At 70.0% G+C, this 21,000-nt stretch carries 14 protein-coding genes; 5 read left to right on the top strand and 9 right to left on the bottom strand.

Annotated elements, in window-relative coordinates; translation table 11 throughout:
• The first annotated feature begins 65 nt into the window (after positions 1–65).
• A complete protein-coding gene (locus K8640_RS17610) occupies positions 66–1,244 on the top strand; it encodes a M23 family metallopeptidase (RefSeq protein ID WP_223748085.1) in 1,179 nt (392 codons plus the stop codon).
• A gap of 15 nt (positions 1,245–1,259) precedes the next feature.
• Here K8640_RS17610 and K8640_RS17605 read toward each other — a convergent pair whose 3' ends face one another.
• Positions 1,260–1,853 (bottom strand): TIGR02265 family protein, encoded by a 594-nt coding sequence (locus K8640_RS17605; protein WP_223748084.1) that lies wholly within the window; start codon positions 1,851–1,853, stop codon positions 1,260–1,262.
• A 253-nt stretch (positions 1,854–2,106) separates the two neighbouring features.
• Between K8640_RS17605 and K8640_RS17600 the strand changes: the two genes are divergently transcribed.
• The 3 genes from K8640_RS17600 (at position 2,107) to K8640_RS17590 (ending at position 7,252) form a co-directional block, all read left to right on the top strand.
• Entirely contained in the window at positions 2,107–4,617 is a 2,511-nt protein-coding gene (locus K8640_RS17600) for a glycogen/starch/alpha-glucan phosphorylase (RefSeq protein ID WP_223748083.1), read from the top strand.
• A 388-nt stretch (positions 4,618–5,005) separates the two neighbouring features.
• Positions 5,006–6,115 (top strand): triacylglycerol lipase, encoded by a 1,110-nt coding sequence (locus tag K8640_RS17595; protein ID WP_223748082.1) that lies wholly within the window; start codon positions 5,006–5,008, stop codon positions 6,113–6,115.
• 69 nt (positions 6,116–6,184) lie between these two features.
• The gene (locus K8640_RS17590; RefSeq protein WP_223748081.1) at positions 6,185–7,252 is read left to right on the top strand and encodes a hypothetical protein; all 1,068 of its coding nucleotides are present in this window, start codon (positions 6,185–6,187) and stop codon (positions 7,250–7,252) included.
• A gap of 66 nt (positions 7,253–7,318) precedes the next feature.
• On the opposite strand, the gene K8640_RS17585 is transcribed toward K8640_RS17590, so the two are convergent.
• The 7 genes from K8640_RS17585 to K8640_RS17555 all read right to left on the bottom strand — a co-directional run bounded on the left by K8640_RS17585 (position 7,319) and on the right by K8640_RS17555 (position 17,204).
• Positions 7,319–8,077, bottom strand: coding sequence for an ABC transporter ATP-binding protein (locus K8640_RS17585; protein WP_223748080.1), 759 nt, complete (start codon positions 8,075–8,077; stop codon positions 7,319–7,321).
• Complete coding sequence (locus tag K8640_RS17580) at positions 8,074–9,048, bottom strand: iron chelate uptake ABC transporter family permease subunit (RefSeq protein WP_223748079.1); 975 nt, start codon at positions 9,046–9,048, stop codon at positions 8,074–8,076. Before K8640_RS17580 ends, K8640_RS17585 begins: the two co-directional genes overlap by 4 nt.
• Entirely contained in the window at positions 9,038–9,997 is a 960-nt protein-coding gene (locus K8640_RS17575) for an ABC transporter permease (protein ID WP_223748078.1), read from the bottom strand. The genes K8640_RS17580 and K8640_RS17575 overlap by 11 nt, the downstream gene beginning before the upstream one ends.
• Positions 9,997–10,998, bottom strand: a complete 1,002-nt coding sequence (locus K8640_RS17570) for a siderophore ABC transporter substrate-binding protein (protein ID WP_223748077.1) — start codon at positions 10,996–10,998, stop codon at positions 9,997–9,999. The genes K8640_RS17575 and K8640_RS17570 overlap by 1 nt, the downstream gene beginning before the upstream one ends.
• A 224-nt stretch (positions 10,999–11,222) precedes the next feature.
• Positions 11,223–13,175 (bottom strand): M3 family metallopeptidase, encoded by a 1,953-nt coding sequence (locus K8640_RS17565; RefSeq protein WP_223748076.1) that lies wholly within the window; start codon positions 13,173–13,175, stop codon positions 11,223–11,225.
• A gap of 205 nt (positions 13,176–13,380) precedes the next feature.
• Positions 13,381–16,308 (bottom strand): Ig-like domain-containing protein, encoded by a 2,928-nt coding sequence (locus K8640_RS17560; RefSeq protein ID WP_223748075.1) that lies wholly within the window; start codon positions 16,306–16,308, stop codon positions 13,381–13,383.
• A gap of 92 nt (positions 16,309–16,400) precedes the next feature.
• Positions 16,401–17,204, bottom strand: coding sequence for an SDR family oxidoreductase (locus K8640_RS17555; RefSeq protein ID WP_223748074.1), 804 nt, complete (start codon positions 17,202–17,204; stop codon positions 16,401–16,403).
• Positions 17,205–17,319: 115 nt separating this feature from the next.
• Here K8640_RS17555 and K8640_RS17550 point away from each other — a divergent pair, with 115 nt between their 5' ends.
• Positions 17,320–19,941 (top strand): U32 family peptidase, encoded by a 2,622-nt coding sequence (locus K8640_RS17550; RefSeq protein WP_223748073.1) that lies wholly within the window; start codon positions 17,320–17,322, stop codon positions 19,939–19,941.
• A 3-nt stretch (positions 19,942–19,944) separates the two neighbouring features.
• On the opposite strand, the gene K8640_RS17545 is transcribed toward K8640_RS17550, so the two are convergent.
• Positions 19,945–20,982, bottom strand: coding sequence for a prephenate dehydrogenase/arogenate dehydrogenase family protein (locus K8640_RS17545; protein ID WP_223748072.1), 1,038 nt, complete (start codon positions 20,980–20,982; stop codon positions 19,945–19,947).
• Positions 20,983–21,000: the final 18 nt, after the last annotated feature.

Here is a 21,000-nt window from a genome sequence, read left to right as displayed (position 1 = left end):
CGCGGGATTTCCCGAGCCGTCGATTGGGCAGGGGCGGGGGTGTCCACTACACTCGCGCCCGCCCCATGCGATTCTCCCCCCTCTGTGCCCTGGCCGCCCTGCTGGCGGTGACCTCCTCGGAGGCCGCTGTCCGGTATGAAATCAAGAACCGCCGCATCGAACCGCGCCAGACGCTGGCGGGCGCGCTGCACGAGGCGCAGTTGCCGGACGCGCAGGTGACGGCCGTCATCTCCGCGCTCGAGGGCGTGTTCGACTTCCGCCGCTCCCGCGTGGGGGACCAGTTCCGCATCGTCCTGCGCGACGGGGAGCTGGACTTCTTCGACTACCGCCAGAGCCTCGTGGACGAGTGGCAGGTGCGCCGCGACGGCGAGAAGTTCGTCGGCAGCAAGCGCGCGATTGAGGTGGAGAAGCAGGTGTCGGTGGTGTCGCTCGAAATCCAGACGTCGCTCTACGAGGCGGCGGTGGACTCGGGCGAGGACCCGGCCATCGGCATGGTGCTGGCGGACGTGTTCGCCTGGGACATCGACTTCTACCGCGACGTGCGCAAGGGCGACACGGCCCGCGCGCTGGTGGAGAAGTTCGTCTCCAAGGGCCGCGTGCTGCGCTACGGCGAGGTGCTCGCCGCGCAGTACCAGGGGGGCCTGGTCGGCCCCAAGAAGGTCTACCGGTACGTGCTGCCGGACGGCCAGCCCAACTACTTCCAGGAGGACGGCGCCAGCGCGAAGAAGACCTTCCTCAAGAGCCCGCTGAAGTACGCGCACGTCACCAGCAAGTTCGGCTCGCGCTTCCACCCGGTGCTCCAGTACCTGAAGAACCACAACGGCGTGGACTACGGCACGCCCATCGGCACGCCGGTGTGGGCGGTGGCGGACGGCACCGTGACGCAGGCCGGGTGGGCCGGCGCCGCGGGCAACATGGTGGTGCTGCGCCACGCCAACGGCTTCGAGACCCAGTACATGCACCTGTCCAAGCTGGGCGAGGGCGTGCGCGTGGGGGCCCGCGTCAGCCAGAAGCAGGTCATCGCCTACTCGGGCAACACCGGCCGCTCCACCGGGCCGCACCTGCACTTCGGCATGAAGCGCGGCGGCAGCTACACCAACCCGCTCAACCAGCAGTTCCCCCGCGCGGACCCGCTGCCCAAGCAGCTGCTCCCGGACTTCCTCGCCAAGGCGCAGGAGCTGGCCTCGCAGATGGAGGCCGTCTCCGTGGCCGCCGTCGCGGGGCAGGCCCCGGCCGCGCCCTGAGGCGGTACCGGCGGGCTACGACTCCCAGGTGATGTCGTAGTCCGCCGCGAAGTAGCCGTGGGGCGTGCCCACGACGCGGCCGTTGCACTGGATGGCCTTGAGGGCCTCCTGCAGCACGCCCTCGTGGAACTGCACCGGCTGCATGTCGCCCTGGAAGGACAGGCGCACGTGGCGCTCGTGCAACACGCTGTATTCCCGGCGCCCGTAGCTGACCAGGGTGGAGTAGGCCGTGGGCGCGTTGGACAACAGGCGCTTGGGGTCCCCCTTGCCAATCAGCCGCGTGAGCGTCTGGCCCACCGTGGAGGAGAAGAACCCGGTGACGGCCGCGGCGCCGCACGCGCGCACCGCGTCCTCCTGCGTGGGGTAGCGCCCCGCCCGCTCCAGCGCCTCCGACGTGGCGTACAGCAACCGGATGGCGTCCACCGCGGAGTAGGAGAAGAAGTCCACCGGTGAGCGCTTGAAGAGCGGCTCGCGCAGGCGCGCGGCGGAGTCCGGGCCCAGCTGCCGCTCGGCGAGCATCAACACCGCGTTGAAGATGAGGCCGCGGACCGTGTCTTCCGGCCGCACCAGCGCCAGGCGCTGGTCCAAGTCATTCTTCGGGAAGGCCATGAGCGTTGATTTCTACATCAAACGGCGCCCCGGAGGGCGGCCCTTCCACGAGGGCCGTGTGGGAAAGCGAGCGGATGGGCGCGCGTGTCACATCGTCCCTGGACGTCCCAGGTCCTTGCCAGGGAGCATCCTCCCCCTCCCTGGCTCCGCGCTTTCCGCATGTGCCGGGCCTTCCGGCTGCGCTACCCTGACGGCCCTCTGCGTTCGTTGCATCCCACTCGACGACACACCTCGGATGGAGACCTCTCGCGACATGGCCTCTCCCGCCTCTTCCTCCTCGCAGCGCCCCGCCGCCCCGTCCACGTCCACGGCGGACGATGGGGGCCGCACCGGGCGCGACGCTTCGTCCATGCGCCGCTCGTTCCTGGACCACGTGCGCTACTCGCGCGGGAAGAACTACGAGACGTCCACCGCGCATGACCGCTTCATGGCGCTGTCGCTGGCGGTGCGTGACAGGCTGGCGGACCGCTGGGTGCGCACGGCCCGCACGTACTACGAGAAGGACGCCAAGCGCGCCTACTACCTGTCCGCGGAGTACCTGCTGGGTCGGGCGCTGGGCAACAACCTGCTGAACCTGGGCATGCACGACGCGGCCGCCGAGGCCATGCGGGAGGTGGGGGTGGACCTCACCAACCTGCTGGAGATGGAGCCAGACGCGGGCCTGGGCAACGGCGGCCTGGGGCGGCTGGCGGCGTGCTTCCTGGACTCGCTGGCGACGCTCGGCTACCCCGGCATGGGGTACGGCATCCGCTACGAGTTCGGCATCTTCACGCAGGACATCGTGGACGGCTACCAGGTGGAGCGCGCCGACGAGTGGCTGAAGTTCGGCAACCCGTGGGAAATCGTGCGGCCGGAGAAGGCGGTGCCGGTGCGCTTCTTCGGGCGCGTGGAGCACCACCAGGGGCCGGACGGCAAGCCGGTGGCGCGCTGGGTGGGCGGCAAGACGGTGGTGGGCGTGCCGTACGACACGCCCATCGCGGGCTACCACAACGACACGGTGAACACGCTGCGACTGTGGCAGGCGCGGGCGTCCGAGGAGTTCGACCTGCTGCTCTTCAACGCGGGCGACTACGAGCGCTCCGTGGTGGAGAAGAACGACTCGGAGGTCATCTCCAAGGTCCTCTACCCCAACGACGCGTTCCAGGCGGGCAAGGAGCTGCGGCTCAAGCAGCAGTACTTCTTCGTCGCGTGCTCCATCGCGGACATCGTCCGGCGCTACCTGAAGAACCACACCGACTTCAGGGACTTCCCGAAGAAGGCGGCCATCCAGCTCAACGACACGCACCCGGCCATCGGCGTGGCGGAGCTGATGCGCGTGCTGGTGGACGAGAAGCGGCTGGGCTGGGAGGAGGCCTGGTCGATTACGCAGGCGGTGTTCGGCTACACCAACCACACGCTGCTGGCGGAGGCGATGGAGAAGTGGCCGGCGACGCTGTTCGAGCGGCTGCTGCCGCGCCACCTGGAGCTCATCTACGAAATCAACCAGCGCTTCCTGCGCCAGGTGCAGATCCGCTACCCCTATGACCAGGAGAAGCTGCGGCGGATGAGCCTGGTGGAGGAGGGGCCGGAGAAGAAGATTCGCATGGCCCACCTGGCGGTGGTGGGCAGCCACAGCATCAACGGCGTCGCGGCGCTGCACACGGACCTGTTGCGCCGGGACGTGCTGCCGGACTTCGCGGCGATGTACCCGGAGCGTTTCAACAACAAGACCAACGGCGTGACGCCGCGCCGGTGGCTGGCGTGGTGCAACCCGCGCCTGTCCAAGCTGATCACCTCCCGCATCGGCGAGGGCTGGGCCACCAACCTGGACAAGCTGCGCGAGCTGGAGCCGCACGCGGAGGACCCCGCGTTCCGCAAGGCGTTCCGCGAGGTGAAGCGCGCCAACAAGGAGGACCTGTCCAGGCACATCCAGGACCTCCGCTCGGTGCGGCTCAACCCGGAGGCCATCTTCGACGTGCAGATCAAGCGCCTGCACGAGTACAAGCGCCAGCTGTTGGACGCGGTGCACATCGTCGCGCTGTGGATGCGGGCGCGCAGGGACCCGGGCACCATCATCCACCCGCGCGCGTTCCTGTTCGGCGCCAAGGCGGCGCCGGGCTACCACCTGGCCAAGCTGACCATCCGGCTCATCAACGGCATCGCCGAGGTGGTCAACAGCGACGCGGGCACGACGGGGCTGCAGGTCGTCTTCGCGCCCAACTACCGGGTGAGCCTGGCCGAGCGCATCATCCCGGCCGCGGACGTGTCCGAGCAGATTTCGACGGCGGGCATGGAGGCGTCCGGCACGGGCAACATGAAGCTGATGCTCAACGGCGCGCTGACGCTGGGCACGCTGGACGGCGCCAACGTGGAGATTCGCGAGGCGGTGGGCGACGAGAACTTCTTCCTCTTCGGCCTCACCGCGGACGAGGTCATCGCCAGGAAGCGCGCCGGCTACCGGCCGCGCGACGAGTACGAGAAGAACCTGGAGCTGCGCGAGGCGCTGGACCTCATCTCCACCGGCTTCTTCTCCCCGGAGGACCGCGGCCTCTACAAGCCCCTGGTGGACAGCCTCCTGGAGGAGGACCGCTACCTGGTGCTGGCGGACTTCGCGTCCTACGCGGCCAAGCAGGACGAGGTGGTGCGCGCCTACCAGGACGCGGACACCTGGGCGCGCAAGTGCATCATCAACGTCGCCCGCGCCGGCATCTTCTCCTCCGACCGCACCATCAAGCAGTACGCGGAGGAGATCTGGCGCATCCAGCAGACCCCCGTCGAGCCGTAGTCACGGGTGTCCGCCCCGCCCCGTCGCTCGAGTGACGGGACGGGGCCCCGCGCTCCCCCTCCATCCTGGGAGGGGCGAGCGGGACGGCTCCGGCGTCGACACGGCGCGACAGAAGTCAACGCACCAGGACGACGCGTCGCGCAATCACAGACAACGCAGTGCACCACAGAACGTCCGCCTCGTCCGGCGGGGCTGACGCGGCGCGATGTATTGACTCGCGAATCAACCCTGGTGCACTGATACGCCCGGAGTTCGGGACTCGCCTGGTCGTGGGGAAGGTCTGGGCCGTACCGGTGGGAGCCTTCGCAGTGTCCGAAGGCTGGCGTCCCGGTTCCGGGTCCGACGTGCATCGGTTGCAGCAGGCAATCCTCACCAGCAAGGAGTCCCCATGAAGCAACAGCCGCCGCTGTTCCTGGCAGTCCTGGCCGTGGGTGTACTGGGCGTGGCCGCACCGGCCCTCGCCGCGGAGAAGACGACGTACCCCGTGGTGTTCGCGCACGGGCTGGGCGGGTTCGACGACATCCTCGGGTACGACTACTGGGGTGACGACTACGGCGTGTTCGTGGGCGACCCGTGCGACGAGTTCCTGGAGGTGAGCTGCAACGGGGACCTGAACAGCAAGCAGAAGGCGTTCGCCGCCGCGGTGCAGCCGCTGCAGAGCTCCGACGTGCGCGGGCTGGACCTGGCCAACGACGTGGAGGGCTACCTGGCCTCCTCGGGCTCGGCGTACGTGAATCTGGTGGGGCACTCGCAGGGCGGCATCGACGCGCGCAAGGCGGCGAAGGTGCTGCGCGAGCGCAAGGGCTACACGGTGGTGAAGGCGCTGGTGAGCGTGTCCTCGCCGCACCGTGGCTCGCCGGTGGCGAAGTACATCCTGGATTTGGGCCCCGGCATCACCAGCGTGCTGGACGCGCTGTTCCGCATCTACGGCGACGTCGTCTACGGGCCGGGAAATGACGGCTACGCGGCGGTCAAGGCGCTCATCTACAACGACGCGGACGCGAGCGACGGCAAGACGACGGGCGCCAAGGCCTTCAACGTGGCCAACCCCATCAACGCGTCGTACGCGGCGCACTACGCCTCGCTGGTGACGGCGCAGAGCGGCCTGAGCGTCAACCCGGCGCTGTGGCTGGTGCGGCAGTTCTTCTTCGACATCGACGGGGACGGCGCGTGCGCGGACGACTGCGACAACGACGGCGCCGCGGGCAGGGGTGACGGCATCCGCAACGAGCAGGATGACGACGGCCTGGTGGGCATCAACTCGCAGCAGATGGGCTACCGCCTGCGCTACACGGAGCGCCTGGGCGCGGACCTGGTCGCGCAGGACTCGGCGCTGGGCTACGTCAGCAACATCAACGCCCCCAGCTCGCTGCAGCAGACCTCCATGTCCAGCGTCATCAACCAGGACCACGTGGACGTCATCGGCATCGGCCCCGACACGTTCAGCGAGATGGAGTTCTACGCGGCCATCATCGACTACATCGCCAAGGTCGACTGACGCGCCGCACACCGGGAGGCCGCGGTGCAGGGCCTCCCGGTTCCCCACGCCCTGCCCGGAGACATGGCCATGCGACGGAGCTTGAAGGTCTTGCTGGTGGGCGCGGGGGTGCTGCTCCTCGCGGGGCTGGGGGTGACGCTCCTGCGGGAGGACGTGCCGGAGGTGACGCGCGTGCAGCCGCCGGGCGTATCCGTCGCGGGCGTGGCACCCACGGTGCCGGGCGGCGCGGTGCCTCCTGTGACGACGAGCGTCGCACGGCCCTCCCCCACTCCGGTGCCGGAGCCCACGGACACGGAGCTGGAGGAGCTGGCCGCGTCGCTCAAGCAGCGCTACGGGAAGAATCTGAGCGAGCCGCACGCGCAGATACGCCTCGTCGAGGACCTGATGCGCTTCTTCCAGCAGCGCTATCCGGACCGCTGGCGGGAGGAGCTGCTGGCCTTCCTGAAGGCGCACTTCCCGGAGCACTACGACGCGCTGGCGGCGATGCTGCGCAACCGCGAGGACTACGAGAAGTGGGTCCGCGACAATGACCACTACCTCAAGGGCCTGAGCGAGCAGGAGCGGCGGGCGGCCATCCGCGACGCGCGCAACCGGCTGTTCGGCAAGGACGTGGCGGACCGCATCTGGGCGGCGGAGCTGAAGAACCAGGCCATCGGCGACACGCTGCGCTCGCTCGACTCGCTCCAGGGCAAGAGCGTGGAGGAGAAGCTCTCCACCTTCAAGCAGCGGCTCCAGGAGGTGCACGGGGAGCAGCTCGGGGCCGTGCTCGAGCGGCACCAGCAGGAGCTGATGAACCGCTTCCTCGACGTGTCCTCGGTGCAGACCGATTTGGGCGCCATGTCCGCGGAGGAGCGCTCGCGAAACCTGCGCGCCATCCGCCGGGAGCTGGGGTTGGACGAAGAGGCGTTGAAGCGTTGGGACACGCTGGACCAGAGTCGTGATGCGCGGTGGGACGCGGGCCTGAAGTACATGGCGGAGCGTCAGACGCTCGCGAAGGAGCTCTCCGGTGAGGAGCTGGAGGCGCGCCTCGTCGAAATCCGCGCGCGCTACTTCGGCGCCGAGGCGGAGAGCATCGGCCAGGAGGAGGCCAGCGGCTTCTTCCGCTTCGAGCGCCCGCGTCGGTGGGGACGCAACTGAGGGTCAGAGCGGAGTCTCGCCACCGACGCCCGCCACGGGTGGCTCCACGGGCAGGGGCAGCGGGCGTCAGCGGTAGTGCGTGGCAATCCAGTCGCCGTCGATGCACTGGATGGAGATGTCCAGGTCGTACACGGCCTTCAGGATGTCGGGACGCATGATGTCCTGGGGGCGTCCCTGGAAGGCCACCTTGCCGTCGCGCATGGCGATGAGGTGGTCCGAGTAGCAGGACGCGAAGTTCAAGTCGTGCAGCACCATGACGATGCTCTTCTTCAGCGAGTCCACCGCGGTGCGCAGCTGCTTCATCATCGCCACCGAGTGCTTCAGGTCCAGGCCGTTGAGCGGCTCGTCCAGCAGCACGTGGTCCGTGTCCTGACAGAGCACCATGGCCACGAAGGCGCGCTGGCGCTGGCCACCGGACAGCTCGTCCAGGAACCGCTCGGAGAGCGCCTCCAGGCCCATGTGCTGGATGGCCCGCTCCACGTGCTCGCGGTCCACCACCGTGGGCCGCCCCTTCGAGTGTGGATAGCGGCCGAACGTCACCAGCTCCCGCACCGTGAGCCGCGACGTCAGGTGATTGTCCTGGCGCAGGATGGCCAGCTTCCGGGCGAGCACGTCCCCCGGCGTGGTGCGCACATCCAGCCCGTCCACCAGCACCACGCCCGAGGACATGGGCATCACCCGGCTGATCATCGACAGCAGCGTGGACTTGCCCGCGCCGTTGGGCCCGATGATGGAGGTGATTCCGCCCACGGGCAGCGTCAGCGTGACGTCGTCGACCACGAGCGAGCCGCCGTAGCGCTTGGTGACGTTCCTGGCCTCGATCATACCGGCGCCCTCCTCATCAGCATCCCGATGAACACCAGCCCGCCCACGAAGTCGATGATGACGCGGGGGCTGGTGTTGAACGCGAAGACCTGCTCCAGGACGAACTGCCCCGCGACCAGACACACCCCCGCGATGAGCGCCGCGGCGGGCAGCACCAGCGCGTGACGGTACGTGCGCACCAGCGTGTGGGCCAGGTTGGAGACCAGCAGGCCGAAGAACGTGACGGGCCCCACGAGCGCGCTCGACACCGACACCAGGATGGCCACCAGCACCAGGATGATGGCCGCCGTGCGCTGGTGGTCCACGCCCAGGTTGATGGCCGTCTCCCGCCCCAGCACCAGCACGTCGAACGTCTTGAGCATCCGCAAGCCCACCACGGACACGCCCAGCGTCAGCACGAAGGCGACGACGAGCAGCTCCTGGTCCGGGTTGTTGAAGCTCGCGAAGAAGCGGTCCTGGAGGAAGATGAACTCGTTGGGGTCGATGAGCCGCTGCAGGAAGGACGCGAGGCTGCGGAAGAGCACGCCCAGCACCACGCCCGTCAGCAGCACCAGGTGCAGGCTGCGCCCTCCCCCACCGAAGAGCCCCCAGAACAGGACGGCCGAGAAGGCCACCATGATGAGGACCTCCACGCCGAACCGCAGCCTCGGGTCCAGGCTCGACGCCTTGCCCGAGCCCAGGAAGTAGAGCAGGCACGTCTGGATGAAGACGTAGAGGTTGTCGAACCCGAGGATGGCGGGCGTCAGCACCCGGTTGCCCGACACCGTCTGGAACAGCACCGTGGAGACCGCGATGGCGTAGCCCACCAGCAGCGCCGTCGCCAGCTTGCGCCCGCGGAAGGGCAGCACGAAGTCCCACTGGCCGCTCGCGCCGAAGAGCAGGAACAGCACGGCCACGCCCACCATCACCCCGCCCAGGATGAACAGCGTGCGCTCCGGGCGCCGCTCCACCATCAGGCTCTCAACCGACACGGGCGTCCCTCCTCAACAGCACGGAGAGGAAGAGCACGCTGCCCAGCACCCCGGCGATGGTGGCCCCCGGGATTTCATACGGGAAGCGCACCACCCGGCCGAGGATGTCGCACAGGAGCACGAAGCCCGCGCCCCCCACCGCCACCCAGGGAATCGCCTTCCGCGCGTTGTCCCCCGTGAACAGGCTGACCAGGTTGGGGACCAGCAGGCCCAGGAACGGCACCATGCCCACCGTGACGACCACCATGGCGGTGACGAGCGAGACGATGAGCAGCCCCAGCCCCATGATGCGCGTGTAGTTCATCCCCAGGTTGGTGGTGAACGACTCGCCCATGCCCGCGACGGTGAAGCGGTCCGCCGCGACATACGCGCAGCACGTCAGCCCCAAGGTCAGCCAGAGCAATTCGTAGCGCCCGCGCAGGATGGTGGAGAAGTCCCCCGTCTTCCACGCGTTGACCGACTGGAGCAGGTCCAACCGGTACGCATAGAAGGTCGTGACGGAGTCGAAGACGCTGCCCAGCACCAGCCCCACCAGCGGGACGATGAGCACCGAGCGCAGCGGAATCCGGCGCAGGATGAGCAGGAACAGCGCGGTGCCCCCCATCGCGAACAGGGCCGCCACCAGCATCTTGCCCACCACGGGGAGCTGCGGCGCCAGGACGGCGGCGACCATCAACCCCAGGCTGGCGGACTCGGCGGAGCCGGCGGTGGAGGGCTCCACGAAGCGGTTGCGCACGAGCATCTGCAACAGCAGCCCCGCCACGCCCAGCGACGTGCCCACCAGCATCACCGCCAGGAGCCGGGGGATGCGGCTGATGACCAGCAGTTGGAGCGCCTGTTCGTCGGCGCTCGGCGTGACGAGCGCATGCCACGACACGTCGCCGACGCCGATGAGCAGGCTGCCCAGCGCCAGGAGGAGGATGACGATGCCGGCGACGAAGAGGCGCATCAGGGAGCGGGCGTGGCGTACGCCTGGGCCACCTGGTCTCGCAGCAGGCCCACCGCCTGGATGCCACCGCCGATGAGGTACGCGTTGAGTGGGTCCAGGTAGACGACCTGCCCCTTCGTCCAGGCCGTCGTCTGGCGCACCAGCTCGTTGTCGAGCACCTGCCTCGCCCCGCCCTGCTGCCCCATGCTCGCGTCGCGGTCGATGACGAAGAGCCAGTCCGGGTTCTTCTCGCGGATGAACTCCGAGCCGATGGCCTCGCCGTGCAGCGACGCCTTGAGCCCGTCCGCGGCCACGGGCACGCCGAAGTCCTCGTGCACCACGCCGAAGCGCGAGCCCGGCCCATAGGCGCTGATGCGGCCACCGGTGACGAGCACCACCAGGCCCTTGCCCCGGCTGGCCGTCGTCTCCTTCAGCTTCGCGAGCGACTGGCGCAGGCCATCCACCAGCTCGCGCGCCTTCTCCTCCTTGCCGAAGATGCGCGCGAGCAGCTCGGTGTTGGCGACCACGGTGTCGATGTAGCGCGCGCCGCCCATGGGCACGTCCACCGTGGGGGCGATGCGCGACAGGCTGTCGTACTTCGCGCTGGAGCGGCCGCCGGTGATGATGAGCTCCGGGCGCACGGCGTTGATGGCCTCGTAGTTCGGCTCGAACAGCGTGCCGATGCGCGGGTACTTCGCGTCCGCGAACGGGGCCAGGTGCAGCGGGAACTGGTCCCCCGCCACGCCCACCACCGCGTCCACGCCCAGCGCCTGGAGGATGTCCAGGGCCGCCAGGTCGAACACCACCACCCGCCGCGGATTCAAGGGGACCACCGACTCCCCTTGCGCATGCTGGATGGTGACGGTGGCCGCCTTCGCGCCGGACGCGGGCTCCACCGCCGGCGCCGTGACGACCTCCGCCGGGGGCTGCTGGAGCTTCACCACCACGCCGATGACGGCCAGCATGGCCACGACACCGAGAATCGCGAAGGGAAGGAACGAACGCTTGTCAGAAGTGCTCACGGTTTCATCCAGCCGGTGCGCTCGCATGCGAACGCAAGAGGTCGCTCGGGAAGCGCGGCCCCACATACCAGCCTGGGCGTGAAGTCGCACTATTTGATTGTGCGACTCATTATCATTATCGCACACAACGCGTCAAACGAAGCTCCGGCGAGGGGTGCGTGCGCGGAAACGAGAATGGGGTGCCCCATCAGCGGAGCACCCCACCCGTCAGCCCGGCGTCACGCTCACGCGGCCTTGTTCAGCCAGGCCTCGTAGGCGGTGTAGTCGTAGTCGCGGCCCAGGAAGGCGTGGACCAGCCGGGCCGCGTCGTCGGAGCCACCCGGCTCCAGCACCGCGCGGCGGTAGGCCTTCGCGGGCTCCGGAGACAGCAGGCCCTGCTTCTGGAACACCGTGAAGAGGTCCTTCGCGATGACCAGCGACCACATATACGTGTAGTAGTTCGACGAGTACCCCTCCAGGTGCCCGAAGGACAGGTGGAAGTACGTCCCCTCCACGTAGGGGAACGGCGTGTACTTGCCCTGCAGCTCGCGCACGAGCGCCGTGGCGTCCAGGCCCTTCGGCTCCCGCCGGTAAATCTCCAGGCTGAGCGCCGCGTAGAACATCTGCTGGCGCACCCACAGGCCCTTGCCGAACTCCTCCGCGCGGCGCATCCGCGTCACCAGCTCCGCGGGCAGCGGCTCGCCCGTCTGATAGTGCTTCGCGAAGGTCTGCAGGCTCGGCGCATCGCGCGCCCACTCCTCCAGCATCTGCGACGGCGCCTCCACGAAGTCCCACTCCGTGCGCACGCCCGACACGCCGGCCCAGCGCGTGTGGCCGCCGAAGATGTGGTGCAACAGGTGGCCGAACTCGTGGAGGAACGTCTCCACGTCGTCGTGCTGGAGCAGCGCGGGCTCGGCACCGGGCTTGGGGAAGTTGCACATCAGCACGCCCTCGGGCAGCCGGCGTCCGGCCTTGCCGCTGGTGAGGGTGAACTGGGCCGCGTGCTTGTACTTGTCCGCGCGCGGGTGCATGTCCAGGTAGAAGCGCCCCTTGACGGCGCCGTCCTCCAGCACGTCGTACGCCTCCACGTCCGGGTGCCACACCGTGGCGTCGGTGATGCGCCGGTAGGTGACGCCGAACATCTTCGCCGTCAAATCCAACATGCCCTGCTTCACGCGCGAGTACTCGAAGTAGGGACGCACCGCCTGCGAGTCGAACGCGTACTGCTCCGCCTTGATGCGGTCCTCCAGGTAGGCCTGGTCCCACGGGTCCACGCGCGCCGCGTCCGGCACGTCGCGGCGCTTGCGCTCGAGCAGCAGCGCGTAGTCCCGCTGCATCCGCGCGCCGGACGCCTGGGAAATCCGCTCGATGAAGTCCGCGGCGGCCTGCTCGTCGCGAATCATCTTGTCCTCGGTCGCGAAGGCCGCCCAGTTGCGGAAGCCCAGGAGCGTCGCCAGCTCGTGGCGGCGGGCCACCATGCGCTCGAGCACGTCGGTGTTGCTCGGGTGGCCGCGCAGCCGGAAGGCGCGCCACATCTGCTCGCGGGCCTTGGCGTCGCGCGAGTACGTCATGAACGGGATGATGTCCGGGTAGTCGGTGGTGATGACCACCTGTCCGTCGGCGCCCGGCGGATGCGCGCGGACGTAGTCTTCCGGCAGGCCGTCCAGCGCCGCGGGCGGCAGGGACACGGTGCGCGTGTCCTGGAGCATGTTGCGGCTGAACTCCTGGCCAATCTTCACCAGCTCGTCGTTGAGCGCCTTCACGCGCGCGCGGGTGGCGTCGTCGCGGTCCACGCCGGAGCGGCGGAAGTCGCGCAGCACCTTCTCCACCCACTTGCGCGTCTGCGCGTCCTGGCCGGACACATCCAGCGAGGCGAGGACGTCATAGACGCCCCGGTCCATGCGGATGTCGGTGGCGAGCGTCTCCAGCTCCTGCTCCGCGGCCTCGGCGGCGTCGCGCATGGCGGCCTCCGGGTGCGAGTGCCGGGCGACGCTCGCGCGGGCAGCCGCGTCGTCGAGCGAGGCCATGGCCTCGTCATAGAGCTCCAGCACCTGGACCACGTCGTAGGGGGCCTTGAGGCCCTTGAGGCGGGCGATGCCGGCGCGCGTGGCCTCCATGGCGGCCTCTCCGGAGCGCCGGAACTCGGCGGGCGGACAGGTGATGAGGCGGACAGCGTCGGTGACGGGCGTTTCAGACACGGGCTGCTCTCCTGAGCGTGCTGACGGGTTTCACCCACGCTCCTCGCGTTCTTCCGAGGAGCGACGGAAGGATGCGGGGCAAAGGTAATCCGCCCGCCGCTCACGAGCAGCAGCCTTTCACGGCCGGACGGCACGCTGGCCGACAGTGGGCCGCCCCCACCCCACCCCGGGAGGGCACGTGGGCCCTCCCCGGCTGTCGGCTGGACTACCGACGAGGGGGCGTCCGGACCGGCAGCGCCGGAGACGGCGGGGCGTCCAGCACGTTCACCTCCTGGGACGCGGTCAGCGCCGGGTCCTCGGTGTCCTCGGCCAGGACGGTCATGGTGTCCGACTCGGAGAACGTCACGCTGAAGACGTGCACGCCCGCGCTGGCCTCGGTGAAGGTGAAGGGGGCCGGGAGGGTGGCCCCCGGGTCCTGGGCCACTCGCACCTCCACGGTGCCCCGGTAGCCCGAGGCCGGGTTCTCGTACGCATCCTGGAGCGTCACCGTGACGTCGACCGGCTGACCTACCGTGGGCATCGGTGTCGCGACCGACAGGAGCATCGACACCGCCGGCCCTGGCGTCACCTCCGCCTGGACCTCGACCGACAGCCCGCCCCCCGCCTCCGACACGGTGAGGGTGTGCGTGCCCGTGCTCTTCAGGGCCGCGGTGAAGGTGAGCTGCCCCGCGTTCGGGGCCGCGAAGTCGAGCGTCAAGGGGAACTCAGCCTGCGCATCACTCGACTCGAGCTCCACGATGCCCATGTAGTCGGTGACGACGTTGTCGAACGCATCCCTCATGCTGAGGGTGAGCACGTGCTCGGAGCCCGCCTCCACCTCGGCGGGGAGCCCCTCGAGCGTCAAGTGGTGGGGTACCCCGCTTGTGACCTGCGCCTCGACCGAGCCGGTGAGCTGCGAGGGGCCCGTGGCCGTCACGCGCTGCAGGCCCGTGGTGACCAGCACCACCGGACTGCCGAAGACGTGCACGCCCTCGTCCTGTGTCGTGAAGGTGTGGCTCGCGGGGAGCACCGCGTCCGGGTCCGTGGAGGTGAGCGCCACGGCGCCCGTGAAGTTCCGCACGGGGTTGCCGAACGCGTCCACCACCGTCACCGTCACCGCGGACTCGTCTCCCGCGGTGACGGTGGAGGCGAGCCCCGTGAGCACCAGCTCGGCGGGCGCGGCCGCGTCGATGTCGAACTCCTCGCTCTGCACGGTCAGCCCGTTCGCGGTGGCGACGAAGCGGTACGTGCCCGCCTCCTCGAGGACCAGGTTCGTGAAGCGCGCCACGCCGGCCACCGCGGAGACCTGCACCGGCTCGAAGTCCGCGCCGCCGACGAGCGACAGCGTGACGGGCAGCGTGGACGCGGTGACGACGTCGCCCTGCGGATTCAGGAGGGAGACGACCACCTCCACCAGCGGCTGCCCCGCGGTGCCCGACGCGGGCTGCGGGGTGAAGGCCACCTGCGTCACGTCGTTGCTCTGCGTCTGGAAGGCCAGGCTGTTGGAGAGCGTGGTGTTGCCGCGGTTGTCCGTCACGCGCAGCGCCGCGTGGTAGGTCTGCTGCGGCGTCAGGTCCCCGATGGTCGCGGACTCGGCGGTTCCAGGCTCCGCGGGAGCCCCCACACCGCCCACGGGCGTGGCCCCGTCGAAGTCCGCGGCGGTGACGATGGGCGACATCGAGTAGCGCAGCGACTGCGCCGTGGCCCGGCCCAGGAGGCCATCGTCTCCGACGGCGGTCCACGTCAGCGTCACCGAGTCGGTGCCCGGCGTCCCGAGCGCGAGCGTGGGCTGCGCCGGCGGGAGGTCATCGATGATGGAGAGCGTCTGGCTCCGGGCCTGCGCGAGCCCGCTCGCCGTGGCGAGCAGGTGATGGTCGCCATCCGAGTCCACGCGCAGGCCGGTGAAGCGGGCCACGCCGTCCACCGGCGCCAGTTGGGTGACGCCCACGAGCGGGATGCCCTCCTCCAGCGCCAGCGTCACCTGGGGGGCGCCCACCAGCGCGACGTTGCCGTGGGCATCGTGGAGCTCCACCGTCACTTGCGACAGCTCGCCGCGCACGGAGGCCGCGGGAGGCGCGCGGGTGATGGCGAGCACCGACGCGGCGCCGGCCACCACGCCCACCGTCCGCCGCGTGCTGAGCACCGCCACGTCCACGTCGCGCACGGTGAGCTGGTGGCTGCCCGCGCGGTTCAGCGTGATGCCGGTGAAGGTGAAGCGGCCCATGTCCTGTGGGGTGAAGGCATGGGACGGGGGCAGCGAGGCCGAGTCATCCGTGGCGAGCAGCCCGAGCGTGCCCCGGTAGGTCGTGACCACGTTGCCGGAGGCATCGCGCACCGTCACCTGCGCGGAGCGCTGCGTGCCGGCGACGGCGACGGCCTCGAGCCCCTCGACCTCCAGGGATGCGGGCACCCCCGGGAGCACGTTGAACGAGTCCAGGATGGCGTCCGCCACCCCCGGAGCGCTCGCCACCAGTCTGCGTCCCACCACCGCCTTGCGGACCAGCAGGTCGTCGAACCGCGCGACGCCGTTCACCGGCGTCACGGTGAGCGTCCCCTCCAGGACCGCGCCCTCGGGGTTGACGGGGAGCGACAGCGTCACGGGGGACGTGGCATCCGCGACGAGCCGTCCGTCCTCGTCCACGAAGCGGACTCCCAATGTCGGAAGCCGCGCGCCCGCCGAGCCATCCACCACGGACGTGGAGAACTCCAGTCGCGTGGCCACCGATGAGACGAAGGTGAAGGTGGGCTGGGACACGAGCACCACCGAGCCGCCCTCGGCCGCGACGGAGGCCGTCACCCGCTTGACGCCGCCGCGCGTGGAGACCACGAAGCCGACCGCCACCCCCGCTGCATCCGTCCGGCCCGGCTGCGTCACCACGTTGCCCTCACCCGCCACCGCCACCGCCACGGTGCGGCCGGCCATGGGCGCGCCGTCCTCGTCCTTCACGAAGACGGTGATTTCGCCCCGGTCCTCACCATTCGCGACGAGCTGCCGCGCCGGCGTCAGGAGGACCGTGGAGGCGACGGCGTCCGGCAGCAGCGGCGGGGGCGAGAACTGCTGGGGCGGTGAGTCCTCGCCACAACCGAGCAACAGACCGAGGCACAGCAGGACCCACCCGAGGAGCCGGGGTGACGGACGAAGGCTGACGGACATGCGGTTCTCCGGAAGGCGAGCGGCCCCCCAGGGAAGGTACCGCTCGCGTCGCCTTCTATCAGACCTACCCCCGAAGACGTACCCGCGGGGGGCTACATGCCCAGGGCGCCCATCAGCGCGGCGCCGCCCAGCAGGGACTGGCCGCCGTCACAGACCATGATGGAGCCGGTGATGTAGGACGCGGCATCCGACGACAGGAAGAGCGCCAGGCGCGCGATGTCCGCCTTGGTGCCGAAGCGCTGCAGCGGCAGCAGCTGCGCGAGCTTCTGGGTGCCCTCCTCGCTGGGGGCGAGGCGCCGCATGCCCTCGGTGTCCTCGATGGGGCCGGGGGTGATGGCGTTGACACGCACGCCAGCGCCGCCCCACTCGAGCGCCAGCACGCGGGTGAGCATGTCCACGCCCGCCTTGGCGGCGCAGACGTGGGCCTGCATGGCCATGGGCAGGTAGGCCTGGGGCGCGGAGATGTTGATGACGGAGGCGCCGGGCTTGCGCAGGTGCTCGAAGCCCGCGCGGCACAGGTTGAAGGTGCCCAGCACGTCGATGTCCATCACGGCCTTGAAGCCGTTGGAGGACATGCCCAGGGCGGGCGCGGGGAAGTTGCCGGCGGCGCCACAGATGAGGATGTCCAGCTCGCCGTACGCGTCGCGCACCGTCTGGAGCGCCTTCTCCACGGAGACGTAGTCACGCACGTCCGCGGGCACGCCCATCGCGGTGCCGTGGGCCTGCAGGCCCTTCACCGCGCCCTCGAGCTTCTCCACGTTGCGGCCATTGATGGCCACCTTGGCCCCGGCCTTCACGAACGCCTCGGCGATGCCGAGGTTGATGCCGCTGCTGCCGCCCGAGATGAAGGCCACCTTGCCCGCGAGCAGCCCGTCCTTGAAAACGCCATCCGCCATGACTCGTCTCCTGTGGAAGCAACCGGGCGGCGACTTGACCAGAACCTGCCGCACCGCGTCCACGAGCGATTGAGGACGGACGCGGGCAGAGGCCCTCTGTGTTAGAGGTCCCGACATGCGCCGTCGTCCTGAAATCCTCGCTCCCGCTGGTGACCTCGACTCCATGAAGGCCGCGCTGGCCAGCGGCGCGGACGCCATCTATTTCGGTCTGGACGAGGGCTTCAACGCCCGCGCCCGAGCGGAGAACTTCTCGCTCGCCCGCCTGCCGGAGACGCTGGCGATGGTGCACCGCGCGGGCGCCCGGGCGTACCTGACCTTGAACACGTTGGTGTTCGAGCCGGAGCTGCCGGTGGTGGAGGACATCCTGCGGCGCGTGGCCGCGGCGGGCGTGGACGCGCTCATCGTGCAGGACCCGGCGGTGGCGCTGGTGGCGCGCGCGGTGTGTCCGCAGATGGAGGTGCATGCCTCCACGCAGATGACGATTTCGAGCGCGGAGGGCGCGCGCTTCGCCCGGGGCCTGGGCGCCACGCGCGTGGTGGTGCCGCGCGAGCTGTCGGTGGCGGAGATTGCGCGGCTGGCGTCGGAGACGGACATCGAGCTGGAGGTCTTCATCCACGGCGCGCTGTGCATGTCGTGGAGCGGCCAGTGCCTCACCAGCGAGGCGTGGGGTGGACGCTCGGCGAACCGGGGACAGTGCGCGCAGTCGTGCCGGCTGCCGTACGACCTGGTGGTGGACGGGGAGACGAAGGACTTGGGCGACGTGCGCTACCTGCTCAGCCCCAAGGACCTCGCGGGCGTCATGGCGGTGCCGAAGCTGGTCGAGGTCGGCGTGCACTCGCTGAAGATTGAAGGTCGGCAGAAGGGGCCGCAGTACGTGGCCACGGCGGTGCGGGGCTATCGGCGCTGGGTGGATGGAGTCGCCGCGGGACAGGGCGACACGGGCGCGCTGCGCAAGGACCTGGCCGACATGACGCTGTCGTACAGCCGGGGCTTCTCGCACGGGTTCTTCGCGGGCTCGGACCACCAGACGCTGGTGGAGGGGCGCTTCCCCAAGCACCGCGGTGCGTTCCTGGGCGTGGTGGAGTCGGTGCACGGCCGGGACGTGCGCGTCGTGGAGGACCCGAAGGGGCGTCCGTGGACGGGCGGGCTGGGCGCGGACTCGAGGGCCGGGGCGCCGCAGGGAAAGGTGTCGTCTCCGCTGGAGACGGAGGCGCCCGTGGCCGCCGAGCTGTCACCGCGTCCGGGCATGGGCGTGGTGTTCGACGACGGGCATCCCGAGGACAAGCACGAGGCCGGTGGGCCGTTGTTCCGCGTGGAGCGCAAGGGGCACGGGTGGGTGCTGGGCTTCGGCAACCCCGGGCCGGACATGTCGCGCGTCGCGGTGGGGCAGCGCGTCTGGGTGACGAGTGATCCCGCGCTGGTGAAGCAGACGGAGGAGCTGCTCGCGCAGGGGGAGCCCGAGGGGCGTGTGCCGCTGACGCTCACGGTGTCGGGCTCGGCGGGGACGCCGCTGGTGGTGACGGGCACGGCGCGCGGTGGGCATGTGGCCACGGCGTCGAGCACGACGCCGCTCGCGCAGGCCCGGGCGGGCGGACTGGACGCTGCGCTGCTGAAGGACAAGCTGGCGGCGCTGGGTGGGACGCCGTTCCATCTGGCGGAGATAGAGGTGTCCGCGCTGGCGCCGGGGCTGCATCTGCCGGTGTCGGAAATCAAGGCGCTGCGGCGCTCGCTGGTGACGGAGCTGACGGAGTCGGTGTCCCGGGGCCTTCCGCGCACGGTGCGCGAGTCGTCCGTGCTTGACGAGGTGCGGGGCTCGGCGCGAGCGCGGGTCGTCGCCCGGTCGGTCGTCGAGGGCGCGCGGCTGTTGCCGCTGTGCCGGACGGACGAGCAGTTGGAGGCGGTGATTGCCGCGGGGCTGCCCGAGGTGGAGCTGGACTGGATGGAGCTGGTGGGGCTCCAGCGCGCGGTGGAGCGGGCGAAGGCGGCGGGGCTGAAGGTGACGATTGCGACGGTGCGGGTGCAGAAGCCCGGAGAGGAGGGCTACGACGCGCGCATCGCGAAGCTCAAGCCGGACGCGGTGCTGGCGCGGCACTGGGGCGCGATGATGCACTTCCTGGAGCGGCCGTTCGCGCCGGGCGAGACGCGGCCCGCGCTGCACGGGGACTTCTCGCTCAACGTGACCAACTCCGTGACGGCGCTGCACCTGTTGGGGTTGGGGTTGGACACGCTGACGTTCGCGCACGACCTGGACGCGGTGCAGCTGGGGGCGATGCTGGAGCACCTGCCCGCCGAGCGCTTCGCGGTGACGGTGCACCACCACATCTCGACGTTCCACACCGAGCACTGCGTGTATTCGCACACGCTGTCGCACGGGCGTGACTACCGCAGCTGTGGGCGGCCGTGTGAGAAGCACCGGCTGTCGCTGCGCGACCACAAGGGCCTGGAGCACCCGGTGGTGGTGGACGTGGGGTGTCGGAACACGGTGTTCAACGCGCAGGCGCAGAGCGCGGCGTCGCTGGTGCCCTCACTGCTGGCCCGTGGGGTGCGGCGCTTCCGCGTGGAGTTCGTGCGGGAGTCGCGCGAGGAGGCCACGCGGGTGCTGGGCGCGTATCAGGAGCTGCTCGCGGGAAGAATCTCCCCGGCGGAGACGGTGCGGCGCGCGGCCGTGCACGAGCAGTTCGGGGTGACGAAGGGGACGATGAAGGTGTTGAACCCCACGTTCACCGTGCAGCGCTGAGGGTCAGGGCTCCTCTTCGGGTTGGGTGACGGTGTCGCGGCACAGGCGCAGCACGGCGTGGAAGACCTCGTCGATGGAGCCGGTGTGGAGACCGTCGTGCTCGGCCCATGCGCGTCGGGTGTCGAGCATGGAGGCTTCCCGCTCGGCGTCGGGGAACGGGAGCCCGTGTTCGGACTTCACGCGGGCCGCGTCCTGGACGAGTCGAGCGCGGCGCGCGAGCAGTGAGACCAGCTCACGGTCGACCTGGTCGATGCGCTGGCGCACGTCGAGCAGGGCGGGAGGCGCGGTGGGGCTGCGCACGGCCTTCGCGGAGGCCTCGAGTCCCTGGTGGAGTTCGGTGAGGGCCGCGAGCAGCTCCGCGCGAGCCTCGCGGGCGTAGGGGTTCTCCGACTGCACGACGTTGAAGAGGTGGGGCACCTCGGTGCGTGCGTACTCCTCCAATCGGGCCACGGGTTGGAAGCTGGGCGGCGCGAAGGGGATGCCCTTCCCCACTCCGGCCTTCACGAGCCCGTGCGCGAGGAAGAACGTGAGCACATGCGTGCGAGCCATCAGCGCGTCGTGTGCCTCGGGAGTCATCTCCGTCACTTCACAGCCGAGCCGCTCGAACAGCGCGCGGGCCCGCTGTGCGGCCTCGGGGTGTAGCGAGTTGGGACACACCACGGTGCGCCGGGCGTCACCGCGCGCGAGGCTCGCGGGGCCAAAGAGCGGATGCGTGCCCACCCACGGGATGTCGCGTCCCAGGACGGAGGCAAGCGCCTGCACGGGGCTCACCTTCACGCTGCCCACGTCGATGACGAGCTGGGTGGGGGACAGCAAGGGGCGCAGCGAGGTCAGCGCGTCGTGCATGGCGGTGACGGGCATCGCCAGCACGAGCAGCGAGGAGCGAGTGGCCAGTTCCGCGAGCGAGCCGGCCTGGAGCTTGGGAGGGACCTCATCGAGCTTCGGGTCATGGACGCGGTGGGGGATGTCCGCGTCCGCGAGCAGCCCCGAGAGGGCGCGACCGAAGCGCCCATAGCCCAGCAAGCCAACCGTCTCCGTCATTCCGAGGGACTCCCGAGA

The sequence above is a fragment of the Myxococcus sp. XM-1-1-1 genome, assembly GCF_020037095.1.
GTDB lineage: Bacteria > Myxococcota > Myxococcia > Myxococcales > Myxococcaceae > Myxococcus > Myxococcus fulvus.
This window is presented reverse-complemented; position numbering and strand designations above follow the sequence as displayed.

Excerpts from the sequence above, each read along its gene's own strand:
- K8640_RS17610 (WP_223748085.1), top strand. The coding sequence starts at position 66 with ATGCGATTCTCCCCCCTCTGTGCCCTGGCCGCCCTGCTGGCGGTGACC.
- K8640_RS17605 (WP_223748084.1), bottom strand. The coding sequence starts at position 1,853 with ATGGCCTTCCCGAAGAATGACTTGGACCAGCGCCTGGCGCTGGTGCGG.
- K8640_RS17600 (WP_223748083.1), top strand. The coding sequence starts at position 2,107 with ATGGCCTCTCCCGCCTCTTCCTCCTCGCAGCGCCCCGCCGCCCCGTCC.
- K8640_RS17595 (WP_223748082.1), top strand. The coding sequence starts at position 5,006 with ATGAAGCAACAGCCGCCGCTGTTCCTGGCAGTCCTGGCCGTGGGTGTA.
- K8640_RS17590 (WP_223748081.1), top strand. The coding sequence starts at position 6,185 with ATGCGACGGAGCTTGAAGGTCTTGCTGGTGGGCGCGGGGGTGCTGCTC.
- K8640_RS17585 (WP_223748080.1), bottom strand. The coding sequence starts at position 8,077 with ATGATCGAGGCCAGGAACGTCACCAAGCGCTACGGCGGCTCGCTCGTG.
- K8640_RS17575 (WP_223748078.1), bottom strand. The coding sequence starts at position 9,997 with ATGCGCCTCTTCGTCGCCGGCATCGTCATCCTCCTCCTGGCGCTGGGC.
- K8640_RS17560 (WP_223748075.1), bottom strand. The coding sequence starts at position 16,308 with ATGTCCGTCAGCCTTCGTCCGTCACCCCGGCTCCTCGGGTGGGTCCTG.
- K8640_RS17555 (WP_223748074.1), bottom strand. The coding sequence starts at position 17,204 with ATGGCGGATGGCGTTTTCAAGGACGGGCTGCTCGCGGGCAAGGTGGCC.
- K8640_RS17550 (WP_223748073.1), top strand. The coding sequence starts at position 17,320 with ATGCGCCGTCGTCCTGAAATCCTCGCTCCCGCTGGTGACCTCGACTCC.
- K8640_RS17545 (WP_223748072.1), bottom strand. The coding sequence starts at position 20,982 with ATGACGGAGACGGTTGGCTTGCTGGGCTATGGGCGCTTCGGTCGCGCC.